We start from the raw sequence: 19679 nt of genomic DNA on the forward strand, positions 1-19679 counted from the left end.
CGCTAACCAAATGCCCACTCGACGTGCGGGGCGATTTCGCGCAATAGGCAGGCATGGAACAGTACAAGATCGACCGCTTGGGCCACCAAGGCGATGGCATCGCCGAAGGCCCCGTTTATGTGCCCGGCGCGCTGCCCGGTGAAATCGTTCAGGGCACGCTGGACGGAAGCGTTTTGCGTGACGCGAAAATCATCGAGCCGTCATCGGATCGTGTTCGGCCGCCTTGTTCCCATGCCAAATCCTGCGGCGGCTGTCAGCTACAACACGCCAGCGATGATTTCGTCGCAAAGTGGAAAATGGAAGTGGTCGAACGCGCTTTGGCCGCGCATGGCATCACAACCCAAATGCGCCCGATCCTGACGTCGCCCGCCCAGTCGCGCCGCCGCGCTGCCTTTTCCGCCAAGCGCACCAAGAAGGCAGCGATCGCGGGCTTTCACAAGAAGCAATCCGACATCGTCATCGCAATTCCGAACTGTCAGTTGGTGCACCCCGATGTCATGGCCGCCCTGCCCTTGGTCGAGGAACTGGCCGTCGTGGGTGGCAGCCGCAAAGGCGAAATCAGTGTGTTGGTCACGCTGACGGACAACGGGCTTGATCTGTACGTATCGGGCGGCAAGCCGATCGACGACGCGTTGCGCATCACGCTGTCCGACCTGACCCGAAAATATAACATCGCGCGCATTTCGTGGGACGACGAAATCGCACTCCAGCGGGAAAAGCCAATCTTACGGCTGGGCAATGCACCTGTGTCCCCGCCACCCGGCGCCTTTCTACAGGCGACGAAGGATGGCGAGGCCGCGCTGGTTGCCGCGGTGCGGGAAATTGTAGGCTCTGGCAAACGCGTAGCTGACCTTTTCGCGGGCTGCGGCACCTTTGCCCTGCCCCTTGCCGAAAAGGCCGAAGTTTTGGCCGTCGAAGGCGACAAGGCGATGACCCACGCGTTGGAAGAAGGCTGGCGTCAGGGCAAGAACCTGAAAAAGCTGACCCCCCTTGCGCGCGACCTGTTCCGCAATCCGTTGCTGCCCGACGAGCTGGCCAAAATGGATGCCCTTGTCATCGACCCGCCCCGCGCCGGCGCAGAAGCCCAAGTCGCGCAGATTGCCAAAAGCAATGTGCCCGTGATTGCCCACGTGTCCTGTAACCCGACCACCTTCGCCCGCGACTGCGGCACACTTATTGCAGCCGGTTACCAGCTTGATTGGGTGCAGACGGTCGACCAGTTCCGGTGGTCCACGCATGTGGAAGTTGTCGGGTGTCTTACGAAACGGAAGTGATCCGTTCACTGGTTTGTGAATCCAGCACAGTCGTTCTGTTCCGCATCGGGCAAATCGTGTAAGAACAGAAAAAACATATTGAGCAGCAGCATGCCCGTTTTCAGAATTTTCATGGTCATCGCACTTGCCCTGACGCTGTCAGGCTGCGCGAGCAAATTCAAAACGTATAATGGCCCCGAAGTCACTCAGGTTCTGGTGAAAAAGGGCGAACGCAGAATGTACCTTTTGCACGGAAGCGAAGTGTTGAAATCCTACCGGATCGACCTTGGCTTTGAACCGCAGGGGCACAAGGCGATCGAAGGCGACGGAAAGACACCCGAAGGGCTGTATTTCATCAACCGCCGTAACGCGAATTCAAGGTTCCATTTGTCGCTGGGCATCTCGTACCCCAATCCACAGGACCGCGCTTTGGCGGCCGAATTGGGCAAAAGCGCGGGTGGCGACATCTTTATCCATGGCGGTCCGCCCAAAGGCAGCGGCTACAAGCGTTTCACCGATTGGACATGGGGCTGCATTGCGGTCAGCGACGCGCAAATCGAAGACATCTATGCGATGGTTAAGAACGGCACACCGATCCTGATCCGCCCGTAAATCGGGCGGCCTGATCGGACATACTGCTTAGAACGCGGTCGAGAACGTGTCGGAAATGTCGATCTGCACAGGTGCAGCCGCTGACGTGCCCGTGACCAAAGTCCACCAGATCTTGCCGTTTTCTTCCTGATACCAAGCAAAGCCCATCTCGGTCGCTTCCGGATCAATGATCACCTCTTTGGTGGCCGGATCTTCCATCCACGCAGCCAGCGTTTCCAGTTCTGTTTCGTAGGTTTCCGAGATATTTTCACCCAAGACGCGACCCGAGTACCCAACGCGCTGTGCGCGGATGATTGGCGAAGATCCGTCCGAGCCAAAGTGCCACGGGCGGTTTTGAACGGCCATATCTCGGGAATGCGTTGCAGCGGCCGCTTTCAACTGGGCGCTCAAAGTCAGCGGGGCAACGCCCGCCGCCTGCCGCAGCGAATTGACGGAATCAAACATACGGAATTCGATCCGCGACTCGTCAGCTGCGCGAATTCTGTAAAGCTTCGGCAAAGGTTTGCCATCAGGGCCAAGCGGCTGCTCGACCGGCTCAGTGACTGTGGGCGCACATCCTGCAACGGCTACAGCGACTGAGAGTGCGAGAATGGCGAATAGTTTCATGGTCAATTTTCCACAGTGAGAGAATTCTGCTATTGGAACGCAATAGCGTGACATGCGTTGCTATTCAAACCCACTTGATCGTGAGCACGCCTGATGACAGGGGTTTGAATTGCGACTGAGGCTTTCGGGCCATATGTAAGTCACGAATAAAGTTCATTTGACGGAGTTTTTGCAATGACACAGTCAGCAAAATCACGACTCAGCCGCCGCGCGTTCATGGCAGGCACCGCATCGGTTCTTGCAACGCCAGCGCTTGCGCAGGACGTAAACAGCTCTGCAACAACAGAAATCGAACGCGATATCGGAAACATCGTGCGCCGCAACGCGTCCAGCTTCCGGTCGCTTGATTGGCAGCCGTTTTTCTCGAACACGAAGAACGGGGCGATTCTTGTCGATATCCGCAGCCGCGCCCTGCACTTCTGGTCGGAAGATCAGACGATCTACAAACTGTATCCGACGTCGGTCCCACTGACCGAGGATCTGACACGTCTGGGCCGCACAAAGATCACGCTGAAAGATCCGTCGCCCGATTGGCGCCCGACACCGTCGATGAAGCAGCGTAACCCCGAATGGCCTGACTACGTGGGCCCTGGCCCCGATAACCCGTTGGGCACGCGCGCAATGCACCTGAGCTGGCAGTATTACCGTATTCACGGCACGCACGACACACGCAAAATCGGGCGTCGTTCGTCCAACGGCTGCATTGGCCTGTACAACGAACACATTGAAGAGCTGTACGAATTGGCAAAAGTCGGCACACAGGTGTTGCTAATTTGACGACATATCGGCAGCGCTCTATCCGAAGGGATAAAGTTGGGTTTGCAATCACCTCGGATTGCTGCTTAGTACAAAGTACGAGGTAAGTCTTGGGGCTTGCTTATTCCGCAAAATTGTTTGGAATGGCAGGCAATTATCTGGAGGATAAAATGAAGAAACTCGCTCTCGCAGTCGCACTGACAGCAGCTGGCACATCCGCAATGGCCGGTTCCTACGCAAAAGACGACGTGGTTATGGAACCCGTTGTTGTTGTTGAAGAAACAGCTCAGGCATCGTCCTCTGCTGGCATCCTGGTCCCGCTGATCCTGCTGGCTCTGGTTGCTGCTGCGATCTCCGCTGACTAATCAGCGCGATTAAAGACAAAGAAAGGCGGTGCATTTGCACCGCCTTTTTTCTTTTCCGGATACTGAAATGAAACGCGGCGCCTAAAAATTAAGCGCCAGCGACTCTCATTTTGGATTTAGTCCAGCCAACCCTTCAGGTTTTCTTCGATGACGGCAGACAGCGCTTTGATGTGGGCCGCGTCGTCGTTCAGGCAGGGAATATAGGTGAAATGTTCACCGCCAGCCTCTTCGAAGCTTTCCTTGATCTCTTCGTTGATCTCTTCCAGCGTTTCGATGCAATCGGCCGAGAAGGCAGGCGCACAAACGGCAATATTCTTCTTACCGTCTTCTTCAGCCAGACGCGCGACCTCTTTGACGGTGTAGGGCTTCAGCCACTCCTCGGGGCCGAACTTTGACTGGAAAGTCGTGGTGATCTGCGTGTCATCCCAGCCCAGACGCTCTTTCAGCAATCGAGTCGTTTTCTGGCACTGGCAGTGATAGGGGTCGCCCTCCATCAGATAGCGTTTCGGCACGCCGTGGTAGGAGCAGACCAGAATATCGGGCTTTTTCTCAAGCTTGGCATAGGCCGTCTCGATCGACTGGGCCAACGCCTCGATATATAGCGGATGTTCGAAATACGGATCGACGGTACGCACCGTCGGCTGCCATTTTTCTTCCATCAAGGCACGGAAGAACTGATCATTGGCCGTGGCTGACGTCGCGCCCGCGTAGTGGGGATACAGCGGGAAGAACAGGATGTGGCGGCAGCCCGCATCGATCATCTCGCGCACTTTGGATTTCGTGGACGGATTGCCGTAGCGCATGCAGAAATCGACCATGACCTGATCGCCGTAACGGGCCTGCATCGACTCGGCGATTTTGGATGTCTGATCCTTGGTGATCGTCATCAACGGGCTTTCGCCCTGCTCTTCGTTCCAGATCGATTTATAAGCCTCGCCCGATGAAAACGGGCGTTTGGTCAGGATGATCAACTGCAAAAGCGGCTGCCACAGCCACGGGCTGTAGTCGATGACGCGACGGTCAGACAGGAATTCGTTCAGATAGCGACGCATCGACCAGTAGTCATAATTGTCGGGCGTCCCGAGGTTCGCCAGCAGAATGCCGACTTTACCTGGCATAATCTTGGGGTGGTCGGTGGGTGCGTGTACCGGGCAAACGGCTTTGTTCGATGCATCCAGCATGGGCGGCATGTTCCTTCCTGTCCTTTAACGCCTAAGTATACTGCCTGACGTGTGGGTCAATCTTTCAACGGAATTTCCAAGGTTCCAAGGCTATCAGCGAGCCGTTGTGACGCAGAACCAGGCCGAAGCGGCTTTGGCTGGCTTTCATCAGGGGCCCATCCAGACAGCATAACGATTTCAAAGCTTGCAGGAATCCGGCCATCTTCGGTGGCATAGGAATTTGCGTAAATCTCGGATGCTTTCAGCAGGACGGCCCGCTGCGTGACAGTTTTCAGGCGGGCGTTCAGGGCATTCGTTTCGCCCATCGCCCGCAGATCGCGCATCAGATGCAGGGCACTGTCGTAGTGAACCGTCATCGTCGCTGAGTCGGCCACAGGCATGGCAAAGCCCGCACGTTGCAGCAAAGCACCCAGATCGCGGATATCGCCCATCGGGGCCACACGCGGGCTAAGGCCGCCTGTCACCTCGATTTCCGCCTGCCCGAGCGCAGCCCGCAATTCCGTCAGCGTGTTGCCCCCGAAACAGGGGACAAGGCACAGACCATCAGGTTGAAGCGAACGACGGCATTGGATCAGCTGACCGACCGGATCATTCGCCCAATGCAGCGCCATAGCGTGGATCACCAGATCATGTGCGCCGGGCTCAAGCCTCAGTATGTCATCGTCGGCCACACAAACCGCATCCGGAAACGCCCCTCGCCACACATCGGCAAAAGGAGTGACCACGGCGACCTTGGTAAAGGTTCTGTTAATCATGCTCAGGCGATCCTGAACATCCTCGGCTGCGGCCTGATGCAGGAACAAGGCGGACGGGTCCGTGACACGGGCGCGGTGCATCAGCAAAGCGGCGCGATCAGTGATGTGATTCTGGTCTGACATGGCGAAGGACATAGGATGCAAAGCCCTTGGGTGCAAAGGACACTTGCGATCATTTACCCGCCCCGCTGCCTTGGCTGCGGTGGTTTGGTGGAAAATACCATGGGTCTGTGCGGTGACTGCTGGCGTGATACGTCGTTTATCGCGGGGCTGACCTGCGGGAAGTGTGGAACGCCGCTACCCGGGGAAAGCGACACGGGCGAAACCTGTGATGACTGCCTGCGGATATCCCGCCCTTGGGGTGCTGGCCGCAGCGTTTTTCAGTACCGCGGCACAGGGCGCAAACTGGTTCTGGCGTTGAAGCACGGTGACCAGCACGACATTGTCGGCCCTGCAGCAATCTGGATGGCCCGTGCAGCCCGCGAGTTGATGGAGAACGACACACTGATCATACCTGTGCCGCTACATCCATGGCGGCTGTTGAAACGGCGCTACAACCAGTCGGGACTTCTGGCAAACGCACTGGCCAAACGCACCGGCCATCAATTCTGTGGCGATGCATTGATGCGTGTTCGGCACACCGAAAGCCTTGATGGCAAAAACCGTGATGCACGCTTTGCGACATTGACCAATGCGATCACAGCAAACCCCAAAAGGGCCGCAATGATTGAAGGCCGAAACATCCTGATTGTGGATGACGTGATGACATCCGGCGCGACCCTGGCCGCCGCAACCGAAGCCTGTTTCACAGCAAAAGCAGCCGAAGTGCGCGTTGTCGCACTAGCGCGCGTGGGAAAAGATACCTAAATCAGGGAGAACCGTGACGGAGAACCCAATGCAGCCTGTTGAAATCTACACCTCGCCCCTATGTGGCTTTTGCCACGCCGCCAAAAAGCTTTTGACGGATAAGGGCGTAACATTCACCGAAATCGACGTCTTCGCTAACCCAGATCGCAAACCTGAAATGCTTCAGCGTGCCAACGGTAGCCGCACTGTGCCGCAGATTTTTATCGGCGAAACGCATGTTGGCGGATGTGACGACCTTTATGCGCTGGATCGCGCAGGCAAGCTCGATCCGCTTCTGGCCGCGTGAGCAAGGTCGCCCTTCTACAAATCACGTCTTCGGACGATCCCGTCGCGAACCTGACCATGGTTCGCGACATGATGGCAAACGCCAAAGCCCAAGGTGCCGAGTGGGTGTTGACGCCCGAGGTCACCAACTGCCTATCCGGTTCGCGCACCCACCAGAACGAAGTGCTTAGACCGCAGGCAGATTGCCCTGTTTTGGCAGGCCTTCGCGATGCAGCCAATGACATGGGTCTGTGGGTTCTGGCGGGGTCGCTTGCCGTCAAATCCAACCCACCAGAAACTCGTTTTGCCAACAGGTCTTTCCTGATCAACAACAAAGGCCAGATCGCGGCGCACTACGACAAGATGCACATGTTCGATGTGCAAGTCTCGGAAACCGAAACCTACCGCGAATCTTCGGGCTATGCGCCGGGGGACCGCGCGGTTGTCGCGGACACGCCGTTTGGCAAAGTCGGCATGTCGATTTGCTACGATCTGCGCTTCGCATATCTGTATCGCGCGTTGGCCAAAGCGGGCGCAGACATCCTCACAGTGCCATCTGCGTTCTCGACCGCGACTGGCCCGTCGCACTGGGAACCGCTATTGCGCGCCCGTGCGATTGAAACCGGATGTTTCGTAATCGCCCCAGCCCAAACAGGCACGCACAGCAGCGGCCGCGGCCCGACCCGCAAAACTTATGGGCATTCCATGGTGGTTTCGCCTTGGGGCGACGTTTTGTTGGACGCAGGAACGGACACCGGGGTCTTCGTGGTTGATCTGGACGTTAGCGACGTGCAGAAAGCGCGGAGTAAGATACCCGCATTGACCCACGACAGGACGTTTTCAGGACCTGATGAGTGAACAGAACGCCCTTGCGATTTCGCTGATCAGTGAAATCCTGACTGCCGATCAGCTGTTGCGAAACAGGCTGACGAGGGTTTTGCCGAACAAAATGGAAATCTCGCATTTTTCGGTACTTAACCACTTGGCGGGCATCGGTGATGAACGCACGCCCGCCCAATTGGCCAAAAGCTTTCATGTCACCCGCGGCGCGATGACCAACACGCTGTCCAAACTGGAAATCGCCGGCTACGTGCACATCCGCCCCGATTGGGATGACGCACGCCGCAAACTGGTTGCGATCAGCCCAGCGGGGGCACAGGCCCGGGATGCGGCGTTGGCGGCAATCACGCCGTTGATCAACGAAACTGTGGCTGATCTGGGCGATGATAAGGTGCGGGCCGCGCTGCCCGTGCTGCGCGACCTGCGGGTCAAGCTGGAAACAACGACCTAGGGTTTGACCGAGGCCGTCACGTAGTTGACGCTAAGATCGCGGTCAGACAGCGACCATGACCACGTGATCGGGTTGAACACCATCCCCTTACGATCCACGGGCGTGACACCCGACTTTGACAGCAGATCGAACAGTTCGTCCGGCGTGATGAATTTGGACCATTCATGTGTGCCCTTGGGCAGCCAGCGCATCACATGTTCGGCGCCGACAATCGCCATCATAAAGCTTTTCGGATTGCGGTTCAGGGTCGAACAGATGTGGAGCCCACCAGATTTTAAAAGCTGCGCACAGGCCGTCAGATAGGCCAGCGGATCGGCCACATGTTCGACGACTTCCATGTTCAGAACGATGTCGAACTGTTCACCCGCCGCGGCCAGCGCTTCGGCCGTATTGTGGCGATAGTCGATGTCCAGACCGGACTGCGCCGCATGCGCCTGCGCCACGGGAATATTCCGTTCGGCAGCATCCACGCCCACAACAGTGGCCCCAAGACGTGCCATAGGTTCGGACAGCAAACCGCCCCCACAGCCGATATCCAGCAACCGAAGACCGGCAAAGGGCGATTCCGCCGACAGATCACGATCAAATTCAGCCGCGATCTGCGATGTGATATAATCCAGCCGGCAGGGGTTGAGCATATGAAGCGGCTTGAACTTGCCCTTCGGGTCCCACCATTCGGCGGCCATTGCCTCGAATTTAGCAACTTCTGCCGGGTCAACTGTGGTTTGAGTGTCGGTCATGTCGAGAATCCCATGGTCATCTGCCCTGCTTGTCTCATATAGCTAGGCTATGGACAAAGACTTGGGCCAAAAACGCGCAGTTCAGTATCTTTATTCGCCGATCGATCCGTTCGATCAGCGGATGATGTCCGTTTCTGATGGACACACCATCTATGTCGAACAGTGCGGAAATCCAGAGGGCATCCCCGTGATCGTTCTGCATGGCGGACCGGGCGGGGGCTGTAGCCCTGCGATGCGTCGCTATTTCGATCCGTCTGTCTACCGCGTGATCCTGTTTGACCAGCGCGGCTGCGGGCGATCGCGCCCCCATGCCAGCGTCACGGCGAACACCACATGGGATCTGGTCGCCGACATCGAACACATCCGTGAAGAGCTGGGGATCGAAAAGTTCATTGTCTTTGGCGGGTCTTGGGGTGCGACTTTGGCGCTGATTTACGCCATCAGCCATCCCGAGTCGGTTCGTGCGCTTGTTTTGCGCGGTGTCTTCCTGATGACACAGGCCGAGCTTGATTGGTTCTACGGCGGCGGTGCCGGACAGTTCTGGCCGGAAACTTGGGCGCGCTTTGCCCGCCTGATCCCGCCTGAAGAGCGCGACGACATGATCGGGGCCTATCATCGCCGCCTGTTCAGTGGCGATCTGCGGATCGAAACCCATTTCGCGCGCGCATGGTCGTCGTGGGAAAATGCCTTGGCGTCGGTTGCGTCAAACGGCAATGGCGGCGATGCGCCCGGCGAATATGCCCGCGCCTTTGCGCGGCTTGAAAACCACTACTTCATCAACCGCGGCTTCCTTGAGGAAGACGGTTGGATTCTGAACAACATCGACCGCATCCAGCACATTCCCGGCGTCATTGTGCAAGGCCGGTACGATATGATCTGCCCGCCGCAGCGTGCGTGGGAACTTTCGGAAAGCTGGAAAGCGTCCGAGCTGCGCATGGTCCGCAACGCGGGCCACGCCCTCTCTGAGCCGGGCATCAGCGCCGAACTTGTCCGCGCTATGGATGAATTCGCGCAGACCCTCACCTCTTAGTCTAAAAACGACATTAAAAGTCGCATTTGGTCGTCTTTGCGTTGACGTACCATTCCTGCCGTGTTTCGCTGCGAGTCCACCAGAACCCAATTGGCAAGACCAACGAAGAACACGTGAATTCGGTACCGAAAATCATCGCCCAAAGGTTGCTGTTGGGCCTGCTAACGCTGTTCGTCGTGTCGATCATCATCTTCACTGCTGTGAACATGCTGCCCGGGGATTTTGCGCAAGCCATCCTTGGCCAAAGCGCCACGCCCGAGGCTGTCGCTGCCATCCGCCGCGATCTGGGTTTGGATCAACCACCGATCACACGATACTTCACATGGCTTGCGGGTGTCTTGCAGGGGGATTTGGGCACGTCGTTCGCCCAAGCGAACTTTGCCAGCTTTGTGGGCGAGGATTCAGGCACACGCACCACTGTTGCCGACCAGATCGCCCCGCGCATCAAAAACACCCTGTTCTTGGCTGGCGTCACCGCCGTCATTGCGGTGCCTTTTGCCATAGGGCTTGGCATCTTGGCTGCGCTGTATCGTAACTCGGCCTTTGACAAGGTCAGCAACGTGTTCACGCTGACTTCGATCTCAAGCCCCGAGTTCTTTGTCGCCTACATCCTGATTTTGTTTCTGGCTGTTCTGAACCCGTGGCTACCGTCGTTGTCCAACATTTATGACGGCATGGCGTTCAGCGACCGGTTGGAAAAAACCATGTTGCCGGCTTTGGCCCTGACCCTTGTCGTCACAGCGCACATGATGCGGATGACGCGGGCGGCGATCATCAACCTGCTGGCCAGCCCTTACATCGAAATGGCGCGTCTGAAGGGCATGAAGCCGATGCGCGTGATCGTGCATCACGCCCTGCCCAACGCGCTGGCCCCGATCATCAATGTAGTCGCGCTGAACCTTGCGTACCTTGTCACGGGTGTTGTCGTGGTCGAGGTGGTCTTCGTCTATCCGGGCGTGGGCCAGTTGTTCGTCGATAGCGTCAAGATCAGGGACATTCCCGTGGTTCAGGCCTGCTGCCTGATCTTTGCGGCTGTCTACATCCTGCTGAACCTTCTGGCGGACATCCTGTCGATCCTGTCGAACCCGCGCCTGAGGCATCCGAAATGATCACGTTGCTTTGGATCATAGGCGGGCTCTTGGCCCTTTTGGCGATCAGCTGGGTTTTGCGAAAGCTGGCGCAGGTGGTGTCTGGCAACAAGCCGCTGTTCCGCGATATGCCTTTGGCCGTCGCCTTTGGCTATGTGCTGGGCGTTGTTGTTCTGGCGTTTGGTGTCTGGCTCTGGTTCCAGCCCAACGCAGTGTTCTTCCGCTGGTTTGTGCAGGGTTTGGCCATTTCCGTGGTCGCCGCCTATGCTTTCCGCTTGCTCGGCCGGACGATTGGCACCAAGGCGACTAAGAAAGCTTTCCGCCAGATGCCGCTAACCGCCAGCTTTGGCTTTCTGGTGATCCTGATTTACGCAATCTGCGCCATCTTTGCGGGCGTACTGGCGCCCTACGGTCAGGCCGAGGTGTTCCAGAACGTCAACGTCCTACCAGGCGGCAACCCCGCAACGGGCGGTGACCCTGCGCATCTTCTGGGAACAGACCAGATCGGACGCGATCTGCTGACGCGCCTGATCTATGGCGCGCAGAACACCGTCGGTATCGCCTTTGCGACGGTCTGTCTGGCCTTCCTTGTAGGCGGCAGCCTTGGGTTTCTGGCGGCTGTTTTTGGCGGGTGGCTGGACAATATTCTATCGCGGATCGTTGATGTTCTGATGGCAATCCCGTCGCTGATTTTTGCCTTGCTGTTGATGACAATCGCCAGCGCATGGGCGGGTTCGCAGCAGTGGTTGCTGACCGTTTACATGGTTCTGATTATCGCGCTGATCGATTCCACCCGCGTGTTCCGCCTTGCCCGCGCTGTCGGCCAATCGATTGTTGTGATGGATTACATCGAGGCCGCCAAGCTACGTGGCGAAGGTCTGGGCTATCTGATTTTCCGTGAAATTCTACCCAATGCCACGGCCCCTTTGCTGGCGGAGTTGGGCCTTCGGTTCTGCTTTGTCTTCCTGACGATTTCCGCACTGTCGTTCCTTGGTATCGGCATCCAGCCACCCTTGGCGGACTGGGGCACGATGGTGCGTGATCTGGCGCAGTTCATCAACTTTGCCGCCTTCTCTCCGCTTGCTGCTGCGCTGCCGCTGATGGCCGCTGGCGCGATTGCATTGTTGACCGTTGCGGTGAACTTTGTGGTGGACTGGATGCTGCACAAATCATCCGGGCTGAAGGAGTAAGCGATGTCTGACACCCTTCTGCGCATATCCAACCTGAAGATCGAAGGCCGGTCCGATGAAACGTGGATGCCGATCATCAAGGGCATCGACCTTGAACTGAAAAAGGGCGAGGTGCTGGGCCTGATCGGGGAATCTGGTGCGGGCAAATCCACCGTCGGCCTTGCAGCGATGGGCTACACTCGTGACGGTGTGCGTATCACCGACGGTGAGGTGTTGTTCGACGGTGTCGATCTGGTCAAAGCGTCACTGCCAGACAAACGCGCACTGCTGGGCAAACGGATCGCCTATGTCGCGCAGTCTGCGGCCGCGAGCTTTAATCCAGCGCACAAGCTGATCAACCAGCACGTTGAAGGCCCTGTGCGCCATGGCGTCATGAGCCGTGCCGAAAGCGAAGAAGACGCCATTCGCCTTTATGAACGCCTGCGCCTGCCGAACCCACAGGAAATCGGCTTTCGCTATCCGCATCAGGTATCGGGCGGGCAGTTGCAAAGGGCGATGACCGCGATGGCGATGTCTTGTCGTCCTGACCTGATCATCTTTGATGAACCGACCACTGCGCTGGACGTGACCACACAGATCGAGGTGCTCGCCGCGATCCGCGATATCGTGGATCAGTTCGGAACGGCGGCGATCTACATCACCCACGATCTGGCCGTTGTGGCGCAGATGGCCGACCGCATCAAAGTGCTGCTGCGCGGGGAAGAGGTGGAAGAGGCCAGCACAAAGGAAATGCTGTCCCATCCCAAAGAAGAATACACCAAAAGCCTATGGTCGGTGCGCAGCTTTAAACGCCCCGCCAAGCCCGCCATTCAGACAGACGCCACACCGGTGATCCGCCTGAAAGACGTAAATGCTTCCTATGGCCAGACGCCCGTTCTGCATGACGTAAGCTTTGACATCCATGAAGGTCGGACCGTTGCCGTTGTCGGTGAATCCGGATCGGGCAAATCCACGGCGGCGCGCTGTATCACCGGGCTTTTGCCGCCCACGAACGGTACTGTCGAACTGGATGGAGAGGCGCTGCCTGCCGATTTCCGGAGGCGATCCAAGGACCAGCTACGGCAAATCCAGATGATTTATCAGATGGCGGACACGGCACTGAACCCGCGTAAATCCGTGGGTGAAATTATCGCCCGTCCTGTGGAATTCTACATGGGGCTGAAAGGTCGAGAAAAGCGCAAGCGCGTTGATCAGTTGATGGATCAGATCGAACTGCCGGCCTCTGAATTCTATGATCGTTTGCCCAGTGAATTGTCCGGCGGACAGAAGCAGCGCGTGGGCATTGCCCGTGCTTTGGCAGCCGAACCCAAGTTCATTATTTGCGACGAAGTGACCTCGGCGCTTGATCAACTTGTCGCCGAAGGCATCCTTAAATTGTTGGCACAGCTACAAGATGAGCTAAAACTGTCTTATATGTTTATCACGCACGACCTAGCCACAGTGCGCGCAATCGCGGATGATGTTGTCGTGATGAAGGATGGACGCGTGATCGAACAGGGCCCCAAGGCAGACATGTTCACGCCGCCGCACCATCCGTACACTGACCTGCTGCTGAGTTCGGTTCCGGAAATGGATCCTGACTGGCTGACCAAACTGCTAGAAGAGCGCGGTCGTGACAACGTAGGAGATATGGCCACCGACAAGATGGCCTGAAAGACGCTTCCCAAGAAGTGCACCAAAATTGCGGGAGACCCCCGCCGAGGAAAAACAGGGAGACGATAAATGACACGAATTAGTAGACGCGGATTGTTGAAGTCCGGTGCCGCAGCCGGTGTTCTGGCAGCAACCGGTTTTCCGGTACGCGCCCAAACCGCCAAGCGTGGTGGTCGTCTGGTCGCCGGTCTATCCGGTGCCAACACATCCGACAGCTGGGACGGTCGTACGCATTCCGACCTGTTCATGAACGCCTCGGCGCAAGGTGCGGTGTTCGACAGCCTGACCGAAGTCGCCGCTGACGGCAGCCTGATCGGCGAACTGGCGACGGATTGGGAAGCAACGCCTGACGCGAAGGTCTGGACGTTCAACCTGCGCAAAGGCGTGACCTTCCACAATGGCAAGTCCTTTGGCGCGGACGACGTCATCGAAAGCCTTCAGATGCACGTCGCCGAGGGCGCGAAATCCGGTGCGCAGCCGCTGGTCGCCCCAATCACGGAAATGAAGAAGATCACGGAACATCAGGTGCAGTTCACGCTGGAAGCAGGCAACGCCGACTTCCCCTACCTGATGTCCGATTATCACCTGCTGATCTATCCTGCGGGCCAGATCGAAGAGGCGATTGCCCAAGGCATCGGCACAGGTATCTACCGCGTCAAATCCTTTGACCCTGGCGTGCGCTTTGTCGGTGAACGGGTGGAAAACCACTACAAAGACGGCCGCGCCGGTTGGTTCGACGAAATCGAATACATCGCGATTAACGACAATACAGCACGGATGAATGCCCTGCTGACCGGTCAGGTGGATGCGATCAACCGGATCGATTTCAAAACCGAAGCGCTGCTGAAAGCGAACCCGAATGTCCGCATTCAGGAAGTGACCGGTAACCAGCACTTTACTTTCCCGATGCTGACAGACCTTGAGCCGTTCAATGATGTGAACATACGCAAGGCGCTGAAATTCGGCATCAACCGTCAGGAGATGCTGGATAAGGTTCTTATGGGTCACGGTCGCGTTGCGGCAGACAGCCCGATCGGCCCTGCAAACCAGTACATGGCCGAACTGGACCCGATCCCCTACGATCCCGATCAGGCCAAGTTCTATCTGAAGCAGGCCGGTATGGATTCCATCAACGTCGATCTTTCCGCATCCTCGGCCGCCTTTGAAGGCGCGGTTGATGCGGCGCAGTTGTATCAGGCATCGGCTGCGCGGGGTGGCGTTAACATCAACGTGGTTCAGGAACCCGCAGATGGCTACTGGTCGAACGTCTGGCTGAAAAAGCCGTGGTGTGCATGCTACTGGTCTGGTCGGGCGACCGAGGACTGGATGTTCACATCCGCCTATGCCGCCGGCGCACCGTGGAACGACAGCCACTGGGATCACCCGCGTTTCCAAGAACTGTTGATCACCGCTCGTGCCGAACTCGACAGTGGCAAACGCCGCGATCAATACACCGAAATGCAGATGATCCTGCGTGACGAAGGTGGCGTGATTATCCCGATGTTTGCGAACTGGGTTCAGGCCGTATCGAACAAGATCGCGACACCCGAGAACGTCGGCAACCTTTGGCAGATGGACAACTCGCGTCTGGCAGAACGCTGGTGGAATGCCTGATTTCGCGACCTGATTGCTGAAATGATAGGACGCTCTGCCACACTGGCAGGGCGTTTTTCTTTGTTAGGTCTCGCGCTTGGCCGGATGGGCTGTTAGATTTTGCCTACTTGTATGGAATAGACCTATGACAGAACCCGAAAAAACCTTTAGCCGCATTCAGTTGCGCAACCGCAAACGTATTCTGGATGCCGCGCTTGAGGTTTTTTCCCAGAACGGGTTTCGCGGCTCTACGCTTGATCAAATCGCTTCTGAGGCGGGCCTGTCCAAGCCGAACCTGATCTACTATTTTTCAAGCAAAGAGGACATCCACCGCACGCTTCTGGTGGACTTGCTGGATATCTGGCTGCAACCGCTTCGCGACATCGATGCGACCGGCGAGCCGCGCGAAGAATTGCTGCAATACGTTCAACGCAAGCTGCAGATGAGCAAAGAGATGCCGCGCGAAAGCCGCCTGTTTGCCAACGAAACCCTGCAAGGTGCGCCACGTCTGACGGAAATAATGGAAGGCGGGCTGAAGGATTTGGTCGATGAAAAGGCCGCAATCATCGACGGCTGGATCGCAGAGGGCAAAATTGCCAAGGTCGATCCCGTGCACCTGATCTTTTCGATCTGGGCGCTGACGCAGCACTACGCCGATTTCGAAGTGCAAATCAGGGCAATTCTGGGCAAGAAAGACCCGTTCAAAGGGGCAGAAATTTTCCTGGATATGGTGTTCCGCAAACTGCTTGATCCGAACACCTGAAACGCAAAACGCCCCGAACAAACGGGGCGTTTTTGTTTATCTTGCTTGCTGATTATTCCAGAGCCGCGTCTGTGATATCCAGAGTGTAGGCACCGGTCGGCTCGACCGTGATAACCGGATCGGAACCGCCCGCCAAAAGCGTCTGAACTGTGCGCTCATAATCCGCCGGATCAAGCGCGCCATTCGAACCTGCTGTCAGCTTGGCCACTTCGCCCATCATGCGGATCTGGTGTTCTTCGGTCTGTGCGCCGGCCTCGTCATAATCCAGAACGATCATGGCTGCGTCTTCGGGGTTTTCTTCGGCCCACTTCCAGCCCTTCATCGAGGCCTTCACGAAACGCACCATTTTGTCTTTGAAGGCCGGATCAGCAAGGTTTTCTTCCAGCACGTAAAGGCCGTCTTCCAGTGTGGCGACGCCCTGATCTTCGTACTTGAAGGTGACCAGTTCGTCGGGCGACACGCCCGAGTCGATGACCTGCCAGTATTCGTTATAGGTCATGGTGGAAATGCAGTCCGCCTGACGCTGAAGCAGCGGATCCACGTTGAAGCCCTGCTTCAGAACCTCGACACCGTTTTCGTCTTTACCATCTGTTTCGATGCCAAGTTGCGCCATCCAGCTGAGGAACGGGAATTCGTTGCCAAAGAACCAGACGCCCAGCGTGCGGTCCACCAGCGACTCGGGTCCTTCGATGCCCACATCGCCCCAGCAGGTCAGCATCATGCCAGAGGATTTGAACGGCTGTGCGATGTTCACCAGCGGCAGGCCCTTTTCACGGGCAGCCAGCGCGGCGGGCATCCATTCAACGGTTACATCCGCACCGCCACCTGCGATGACTTGGGTCGGTGCGATATCAGGGCCACCGGGCAGCACGGTGACGTTCAGGCCCTCTTCTTCGTAGAAACCCTGTTCAAGCGCCACATAGTAGCCCGCGAACTGGGCCTGCGTGACCCATTTCAGCTGAAGCGTGACGTCTTCGAGATGACTTGCAGCCATAACTGGGCTTGCCAGCCCCAGTGCAGCCGCTGCAGCGTAGATGTAATTTTTCATGTCGACCTCCTAGTCGGATATGCGTTTTAGCATCGCAGCCTGAACTTATTGTTTTGCCCTCTGACTGGGGTGCCAGAATGTCACCCGTTGTTCGAGGAAAGTCACCGCGCCATAGAAAAGGCTGCCAGCTATTGCGGCGGCGACAATTTCGGCCCAGACCATGTCCAGCGCCAGTTGACCGACCGAAGTCGAGATACGGAACCCCATGCCTCGTGTCGGTGATCCAAAGAACTCGGCCACGATCGCACCGATCAGGGCCAAGGTGGTGGTAATTTTCAGACCGTTGAAGATAAACGGCATCGCGGCGGGCAGGCGCAGTTTGAAGAGCGTCTGGAAATAGCCCGCCCCATAGGTGCGCATCAGATCGCGCTGCATGGCCGTCGTGTCGCGCAAGCCCGCAACGGTGTTCACCAGCATCGGGAAGAAAACCATGATGACAACGACTGCCGCCTTGGACTGCCAGTCGAAACCGAACCACATCACAAGGATGGGTGCAGTCCCAACGATCGGCAGGGCGGCCATGAAGTTGCCAACAGGCAGCAGACCTTCGCGCAGGAACTGGTAACGATCCACAAGGATCGCCAGAAGGAAGCCCGCGCCGCACCCGATCAGATAGCCGGACAGCGCACCCTTGACGAACGTCTGAACGAAATCGCCCCAGACCACGTCCAGATTGGCAACCAGAGTGCTGGCAATCTGTGTAGGCGGCGGCAGGATTACAGCCGGAACCCCCGCACCACGCACGATCAGTTCCCAGCATACAAGAATGGTGACGCCAAAAATTGCAGGCACAGCAATCGACACCCAACGCTGTTTCGCGAAAGGCCCGTTGGCCAGATAGCCATTCAGGCCCCACGCGGCGATCCAGAAGATGAAGGCAAGAACAACAAGGATCATGTCAGCATCCCCATTCTTGTCAGCGTCCGCTTTTCAAGCCAGCCGATCAGCCATACCAGAAGCGCGGCCATACCTGCGGCAACAAACAGCGCTGCCCAGATTTGTTCTGTCTGACCATAGTAAGACCCGCCCAACATGCGTGCGCCAAGGCCGCCGCGTTGAACCGGCAGTTCGCCCACAATGGCACCCACCAAAGACGCCGCGATACCGATTTTCAGCGACGTGAACAGGTAAGGCACTGAGGATGGCAGGCGCAATTTCCAGAAGGTCTGGGACTTTGTGGCGTTGTAGGTTTTCAGCAGGTCCAACTGCATGTGATCCGGTGCGCGCAGGCCTTTGACCATACCCACGACGACAGGAAAGAAACTGAGGTATGCGCTGATGATGGCTTTGGGGATCAGTCCGTTGATGCCGACAGAATACAGCACGACGATAATCATGGGCGCGAGCGCGACGATGGGGATGGTCTGGCTGATGATCGCCCATGGCATCACGCTCATATCCATGACACGGGAATGCACAATGCCGACGGCCAGCAAGACGCCCAGACCGGCACCAATCAGAAAACCGACAAACGTGGCGCTGAGAGTGATCCAGCCGTGATAGATCAAAGACCGCTTCGACAGGCTGCCCGAGCGAACGATGCCGCGACGTCCGTTGACCTCTTCCTCCCACGTGCTTTTCCAAAGCTCGGCGGTGATCTGGTGCGGCGAAGGCAGGCGTGCGCGGTCCTGTGACCAGCTTCCGCTTAAGGCATCGGTATTGCGCAAAACCAGCGCCAGATGCCCCATATCGCGCCGTTCAGCCGCGCTGGGCGGGTCAATGGTGACACCTGCGCGTTCGGCGGTTGTCAGCACCTCTTTCACGTTCATCGGGATACAGGCGATATACCACACCGCCAGAAGCGCGATCACCACGGTCAGGACTGGCAATAGGCGCTTCATCCTAGACCTCCGATCCTGCCTTCAGGCCTTCGCGGACACGGTGAGCGATCTCGATGAATTCCTTTGAATCGCGAATTTCCAAGGGGCGTTCACGGGGCAACGTGCTTTCAATCACATCGGTGATCCGGCCAGGACGCGGCGACATGACGACGATTTTGGTCGAAAGAAACACGGCCTCGGGGATCGAGTGGGTGACAAAGCCCACAGTTTTACCTGTGCGGTCCCACAGCTTAAGCAGTTCTGCGTTCAGGTGGTCGCGCACGATTTCATCCAGTGCGCCAAAGGGTTCGTCCATCAGCAGGATATCGGCATCAAAGGCGAGCGCGCGCGCGATAGACGCGCGTTGCTGCATGCCGCCAGACAACTGCCATGGGAATTTCTTTTCGAAACCCGCAAGGTCGACCAGCTCCAGCGTGCGCTGAACCTGCTCGGCCTGCTTTTGTTTGGAATAGCCCATGATTTCCAGCGGCAAGCGGATGTTGCCGCCGATGGTGCGCCACGGGTACAGACCCGCGGCCTGAAACACATAGCCGTAGGCGCGGGCCTTACGCGCGTTATCGGGCGACATGCCGTTAACGGTCAGTGACCCGCCGGTGGGAGTTTCCAAGCCCGCGATGCAGCGTAGAAACGTGGTCTTGCCGCAGCCAGACGGCCCAATGAAGGAAACAAAATCGCCCTGCTGGATATCAAGGTTCACGCCTTTCAGCGCATGGACAGGTCCGTCATTCGTTTCAAACGTGAGGTTCAGGTCCTTGGCCTGAATCACAGGGGTCTTCATAGGGT

The 19679-nt window shown here is 57.4% G+C and carries 22 protein-coding genes; 14 read left to right on the forward strand and 8 right to left on the reverse strand.

All coding sequences use genetic code 11. The annotated features are described in order from the left end of the window. Positions 1-53: 53 nt before the first annotated feature. Positions 54-1274, forward strand: coding sequence for a class I SAM-dependent RNA methyltransferase (locus C4S59_RS11805; protein WP_103910703.1), 1221 nt, complete (start codon positions 54-56; stop codon positions 1272-1274). Positions 1275-1364: 90 nt separating this feature from the next. Further along, positions 1365-1865 carry a L,D-transpeptidase family protein gene (locus C4S59_RS11810; protein WP_103910704.1) on the forward strand — a complete coding sequence of 167 codons (501 nt, stop codon included), beginning with the start codon at positions 1365-1367 and terminating at the stop codon, positions 1863-1865. A 27-nt stretch (positions 1866-1892) separates the two neighbouring features. On the opposite strand, the gene dalA is transcribed toward C4S59_RS11810, so the two are convergent. Then, the gene (gene dalA / locus C4S59_RS11815) at positions 1893-2471 is read right to left on the reverse strand and encodes a divisome-associated lipoprotein DalA (protein WP_103910705.1); all 579 of its coding nucleotides are present in this window, start codon (positions 2469-2471) and stop codon (positions 1893-1895) included. 174 nt (positions 2472-2645) lie between these two features. Here dalA and C4S59_RS11820 point away from each other — a divergent pair, with 174 nt between their 5' ends. Beyond that, positions 2646-3248 (forward strand): L,D-transpeptidase, encoded by a 603-nt coding sequence (locus C4S59_RS11820; RefSeq protein WP_103910706.1) that lies wholly within the window; start codon positions 2646-2648, stop codon positions 3246-3248. A 149-nt stretch (positions 3249-3397) separates the two neighbouring features. Beyond that, positions 3398-3592, forward strand: coding sequence for a ferrochelatase (locus tag C4S59_RS11825; RefSeq protein WP_103910850.1), 195 nt, complete (start codon positions 3398-3400; stop codon positions 3590-3592). 116 nt (positions 3593-3708) lie between these two features. Here C4S59_RS11825 and hemH read toward each other — a convergent pair whose 3' ends face one another. Further along, on the reverse strand, positions 3709-4773 hold the full coding sequence (hemH, locus tag C4S59_RS11830; protein WP_103910851.1) for a ferrochelatase: 1065 nt from the start codon (positions 4771-4773) through the stop codon (positions 3709-3711). 56 nt (positions 4774-4829) lie between these two features. After that, positions 4830-5651 (reverse strand): methyltransferase domain-containing protein, encoded by an 822-nt coding sequence (locus tag C4S59_RS11835; protein WP_103910852.1) that lies wholly within the window; start codon positions 5649-5651, stop codon positions 4830-4832. Positions 5652-5666: 15 nt separating this feature from the next. Here C4S59_RS11835 and C4S59_RS11840 point away from each other — a divergent pair, with 15 nt between their 5' ends. From C4S59_RS11840 to C4S59_RS11855, 4 genes are read left to right on the forward strand one after another with little or no spacing between them, the layout of a single operon-like run. Continuing rightward, positions 5667-6395 (forward strand): ComF family protein, encoded by a 729-nt coding sequence (locus C4S59_RS11840; RefSeq protein WP_103910707.1) that lies wholly within the window; start codon positions 5667-5669, stop codon positions 6393-6395. 28 nt (positions 6396-6423) lie between these two features. Further along, positions 6424-6681: a glutaredoxin 3 gene (grxC, locus tag C4S59_RS11845; RefSeq protein ID WP_103910708.1), complete on the forward strand. Its 258-nt coding sequence runs from the start codon at positions 6424-6426 to the stop codon at positions 6679-6681. Next, positions 6678-7517 (forward strand): carbon-nitrogen hydrolase family protein, encoded by an 840-nt coding sequence (locus C4S59_RS11850; protein ID WP_103910709.1) that lies wholly within the window; start codon positions 6678-6680, stop codon positions 7515-7517. The genes grxC and C4S59_RS11850 overlap by 4 nt, the downstream gene beginning before the upstream one ends. Next, on the forward strand, positions 7510-7950 hold the full coding sequence (locus C4S59_RS11855; RefSeq protein ID WP_200813215.1) for a MarR family winged helix-turn-helix transcriptional regulator: 441 nt from the start codon (positions 7510-7512) through the stop codon (positions 7948-7950). Before C4S59_RS11850 ends, C4S59_RS11855 begins: the two co-directional genes overlap by 8 nt. Here C4S59_RS11855 and ubiG read toward each other — a convergent pair. Continuing rightward, positions 7947-8690, reverse strand: a complete 744-nt coding sequence (ubiG, locus tag C4S59_RS11860) for a bifunctional 2-polyprenyl-6-hydroxyphenol methylase/3-demethylubiquinol 3-O-methyltransferase UbiG (RefSeq protein WP_103910711.1) — start codon at positions 8688-8690, stop codon at positions 7947-7949. The two genes, C4S59_RS11855 and ubiG, sit on opposite strands and share 4 nt — an antisense overlap. A 49-nt stretch (positions 8691-8739) precedes the next feature. Here ubiG and pip point away from each other — a divergent pair, with 49 nt between their 5' ends. The 6 genes from pip to C4S59_RS11890 all read left to right on the forward strand — a co-directional run bounded on the left by pip (position 8740) and on the right by C4S59_RS11890 (position 16007). Continuing rightward, a complete protein-coding gene (pip, locus tag C4S59_RS11865; RefSeq protein WP_103910712.1) occupies positions 8740-9720 on the forward strand; it encodes a prolyl aminopeptidase in 981 nt (326 codons plus the stop codon). 113 nt (positions 9721-9833) lie between these two features. After that, a complete protein-coding gene (locus C4S59_RS11870) occupies positions 9834-10829 on the forward strand; it encodes an ABC transporter permease (protein ID WP_103910853.1) in 996 nt (331 codons plus the stop codon). Then, positions 10826-11998, forward strand: coding sequence for an ABC transporter permease (locus C4S59_RS11875; protein ID WP_103910713.1), 1173 nt, complete (start codon positions 10826-10828; stop codon positions 11996-11998). The genes C4S59_RS11870 and C4S59_RS11875 overlap by 4 nt, the downstream gene beginning before the upstream one ends. 3 nt (positions 11999-12001) lie before the next feature. After that, on the forward strand, positions 12002-13651 hold the full coding sequence (locus C4S59_RS11880) for an ABC transporter ATP-binding protein (protein ID WP_103910714.1): 1650 nt from the start codon (positions 12002-12004) through the stop codon (positions 13649-13651). Between the two features lie 69 nt (positions 13652-13720). Beyond that, positions 13721-15265, forward strand: a complete 1545-nt coding sequence (locus C4S59_RS11885; protein ID WP_103910715.1) for an ABC transporter substrate-binding protein — start codon at positions 13721-13723, stop codon at positions 15263-15265. Positions 15266-15389: 124 nt separating this feature from the next. Continuing rightward, positions 15390-16007 carry a TetR family transcriptional regulator C-terminal domain-containing protein gene (locus C4S59_RS11890; protein WP_103910716.1) on the forward strand — a complete coding sequence of 206 codons (618 nt, stop codon included), beginning with the start codon at positions 15390-15392 and terminating at the stop codon, positions 16005-16007. A 52-nt stretch (positions 16008-16059) separates the two neighbouring features. Here the strand turns inward: C4S59_RS11890 and C4S59_RS11895 are convergent, their stop codons facing one another. From C4S59_RS11895 to C4S59_RS11910, 4 genes are read right to left on the reverse strand one after another with little or no spacing between them, the layout of a single operon-like run. Continuing rightward, positions 16060-17055 (reverse strand): ABC transporter substrate-binding protein, encoded by a 996-nt coding sequence (locus tag C4S59_RS11895; protein ID WP_103910717.1) that lies wholly within the window; start codon positions 17053-17055, stop codon positions 16060-16062. A 45-nt stretch (positions 17056-17100) separates the two neighbouring features. Further along, positions 17101-17952, reverse strand: a complete 852-nt coding sequence (locus C4S59_RS11900; protein WP_103910718.1) for an ABC transporter permease — start codon at positions 17950-17952, stop codon at positions 17101-17103. Beyond that, on the reverse strand, positions 17949-18896 hold the full coding sequence (locus C4S59_RS11905; protein ID WP_103910719.1) for an ABC transporter permease: 948 nt from the start codon (positions 18894-18896) through the stop codon (positions 17949-17951). Before C4S59_RS11905 ends, C4S59_RS11900 begins: the two co-directional genes overlap by 4 nt. 1 nt (position 18897) lies before the next feature. Further along, positions 18898-19674 carry an ABC transporter ATP-binding protein gene (locus tag C4S59_RS11910; RefSeq protein WP_103910720.1) on the reverse strand — a complete coding sequence of 259 codons (777 nt, stop codon included), beginning with the start codon at positions 19672-19674 and terminating at the stop codon, positions 18898-18900. Between the last annotated feature and the right edge of the window lie 5 nt (positions 19675-19679).

The organism is Thalassococcus halodurans (genome assembly GCF_900108225.1).
Classification (GTDB): Bacteria; Pseudomonadota; Alphaproteobacteria; order Rhodobacterales; family Rhodobacteraceae; genus Thalassococcus; species Thalassococcus halodurans.

Excerpts from the sequence above, each read along its gene's own strand:
- C4S59_RS11805 (WP_103910703.1), top strand. The coding sequence starts at position 54 with ATGGAACAGTACAAGATCGACCGCTTGGGCCACCAAGGCGATGGCATC.
- C4S59_RS11810 (WP_103910704.1), top strand. The coding sequence starts at position 1,365 with ATGCCCGTTTTCAGAATTTTCATGGTCATCGCACTTGCCCTGACGCTG.
- dalA (WP_103910705.1), bottom strand. The coding sequence starts at position 2,471 with ATGAAACTATTCGCCATTCTCGCACTCTCAGTCGCTGTAGCCGTTGCA.
- C4S59_RS11820 (WP_103910706.1), top strand. The coding sequence starts at position 2,646 with ATGACACAGTCAGCAAAATCACGACTCAGCCGCCGCGCGTTCATGGCA.
- C4S59_RS11825 (WP_103910850.1), top strand. The coding sequence starts at position 3,398 with ATGAAGAAACTCGCTCTCGCAGTCGCACTGACAGCAGCTGGCACATCC.
- hemH (WP_103910851.1), bottom strand. The coding sequence starts at position 4,773 with ATGCTGGATGCATCGAACAAAGCCGTTTGCCCGGTACACGCACCCACC.
- C4S59_RS11835 (WP_103910852.1), bottom strand. The coding sequence starts at position 5,651 with ATGTCAGACCAGAATCACATCACTGATCGCGCCGCTTTGCTGATGCAC.
- C4S59_RS11840 (WP_103910707.1), top strand. The coding sequence starts at position 5,667 with ATGCAAAGCCCTTGGGTGCAAAGGACACTTGCGATCATTTACCCGCCC.
- grxC (WP_103910708.1), top strand. The coding sequence starts at position 6,424 with ATGCAGCCTGTTGAAATCTACACCTCGCCCCTATGTGGCTTTTGCCAC.
- C4S59_RS11855 (WP_200813215.1), top strand. The coding sequence starts at position 7,510 with ATGAGTGAACAGAACGCCCTTGCGATTTCGCTGATCAGTGAAATCCTG.
- ubiG (WP_103910711.1), bottom strand. The coding sequence starts at position 8,690 with ATGACCGACACTCAAACCACAGTTGACCCGGCAGAAGTTGCTAAATTC.
- pip (WP_103910712.1), top strand. The coding sequence starts at position 8,740 with ATGGACAAAGACTTGGGCCAAAAACGCGCAGTTCAGTATCTTTATTCG.
- C4S59_RS11875 (WP_103910713.1), top strand. The coding sequence starts at position 10,826 with ATGATCACGTTGCTTTGGATCATAGGCGGGCTCTTGGCCCTTTTGGCG.
- C4S59_RS11880 (WP_103910714.1), top strand. The coding sequence starts at position 12,002 with ATGTCTGACACCCTTCTGCGCATATCCAACCTGAAGATCGAAGGCCGG.
- C4S59_RS11885 (WP_103910715.1), top strand. The coding sequence starts at position 13,721 with ATGACACGAATTAGTAGACGCGGATTGTTGAAGTCCGGTGCCGCAGCC.
- C4S59_RS11890 (WP_103910716.1), top strand. The coding sequence starts at position 15,390 with ATGACAGAACCCGAAAAAACCTTTAGCCGCATTCAGTTGCGCAACCGC.
- C4S59_RS11895 (WP_103910717.1), bottom strand. The coding sequence starts at position 17,055 with ATGAAAAATTACATCTACGCTGCAGCGGCTGCACTGGGGCTGGCAAGC.
- C4S59_RS11900 (WP_103910718.1), bottom strand. The coding sequence starts at position 17,952 with ATGATCCTTGTTGTTCTTGCCTTCATCTTCTGGATCGCCGCGTGGGGC.
- C4S59_RS11905 (WP_103910719.1), bottom strand. The coding sequence starts at position 18,896 with ATGAAGCGCCTATTGCCAGTCCTGACCGTGGTGATCGCGCTTCTGGCG.
- C4S59_RS11910 (WP_103910720.1), bottom strand. The coding sequence starts at position 19,674 with ATGAAGACCCCTGTGATTCAGGCCAAGGACCTGAACCTCACGTTTGAA.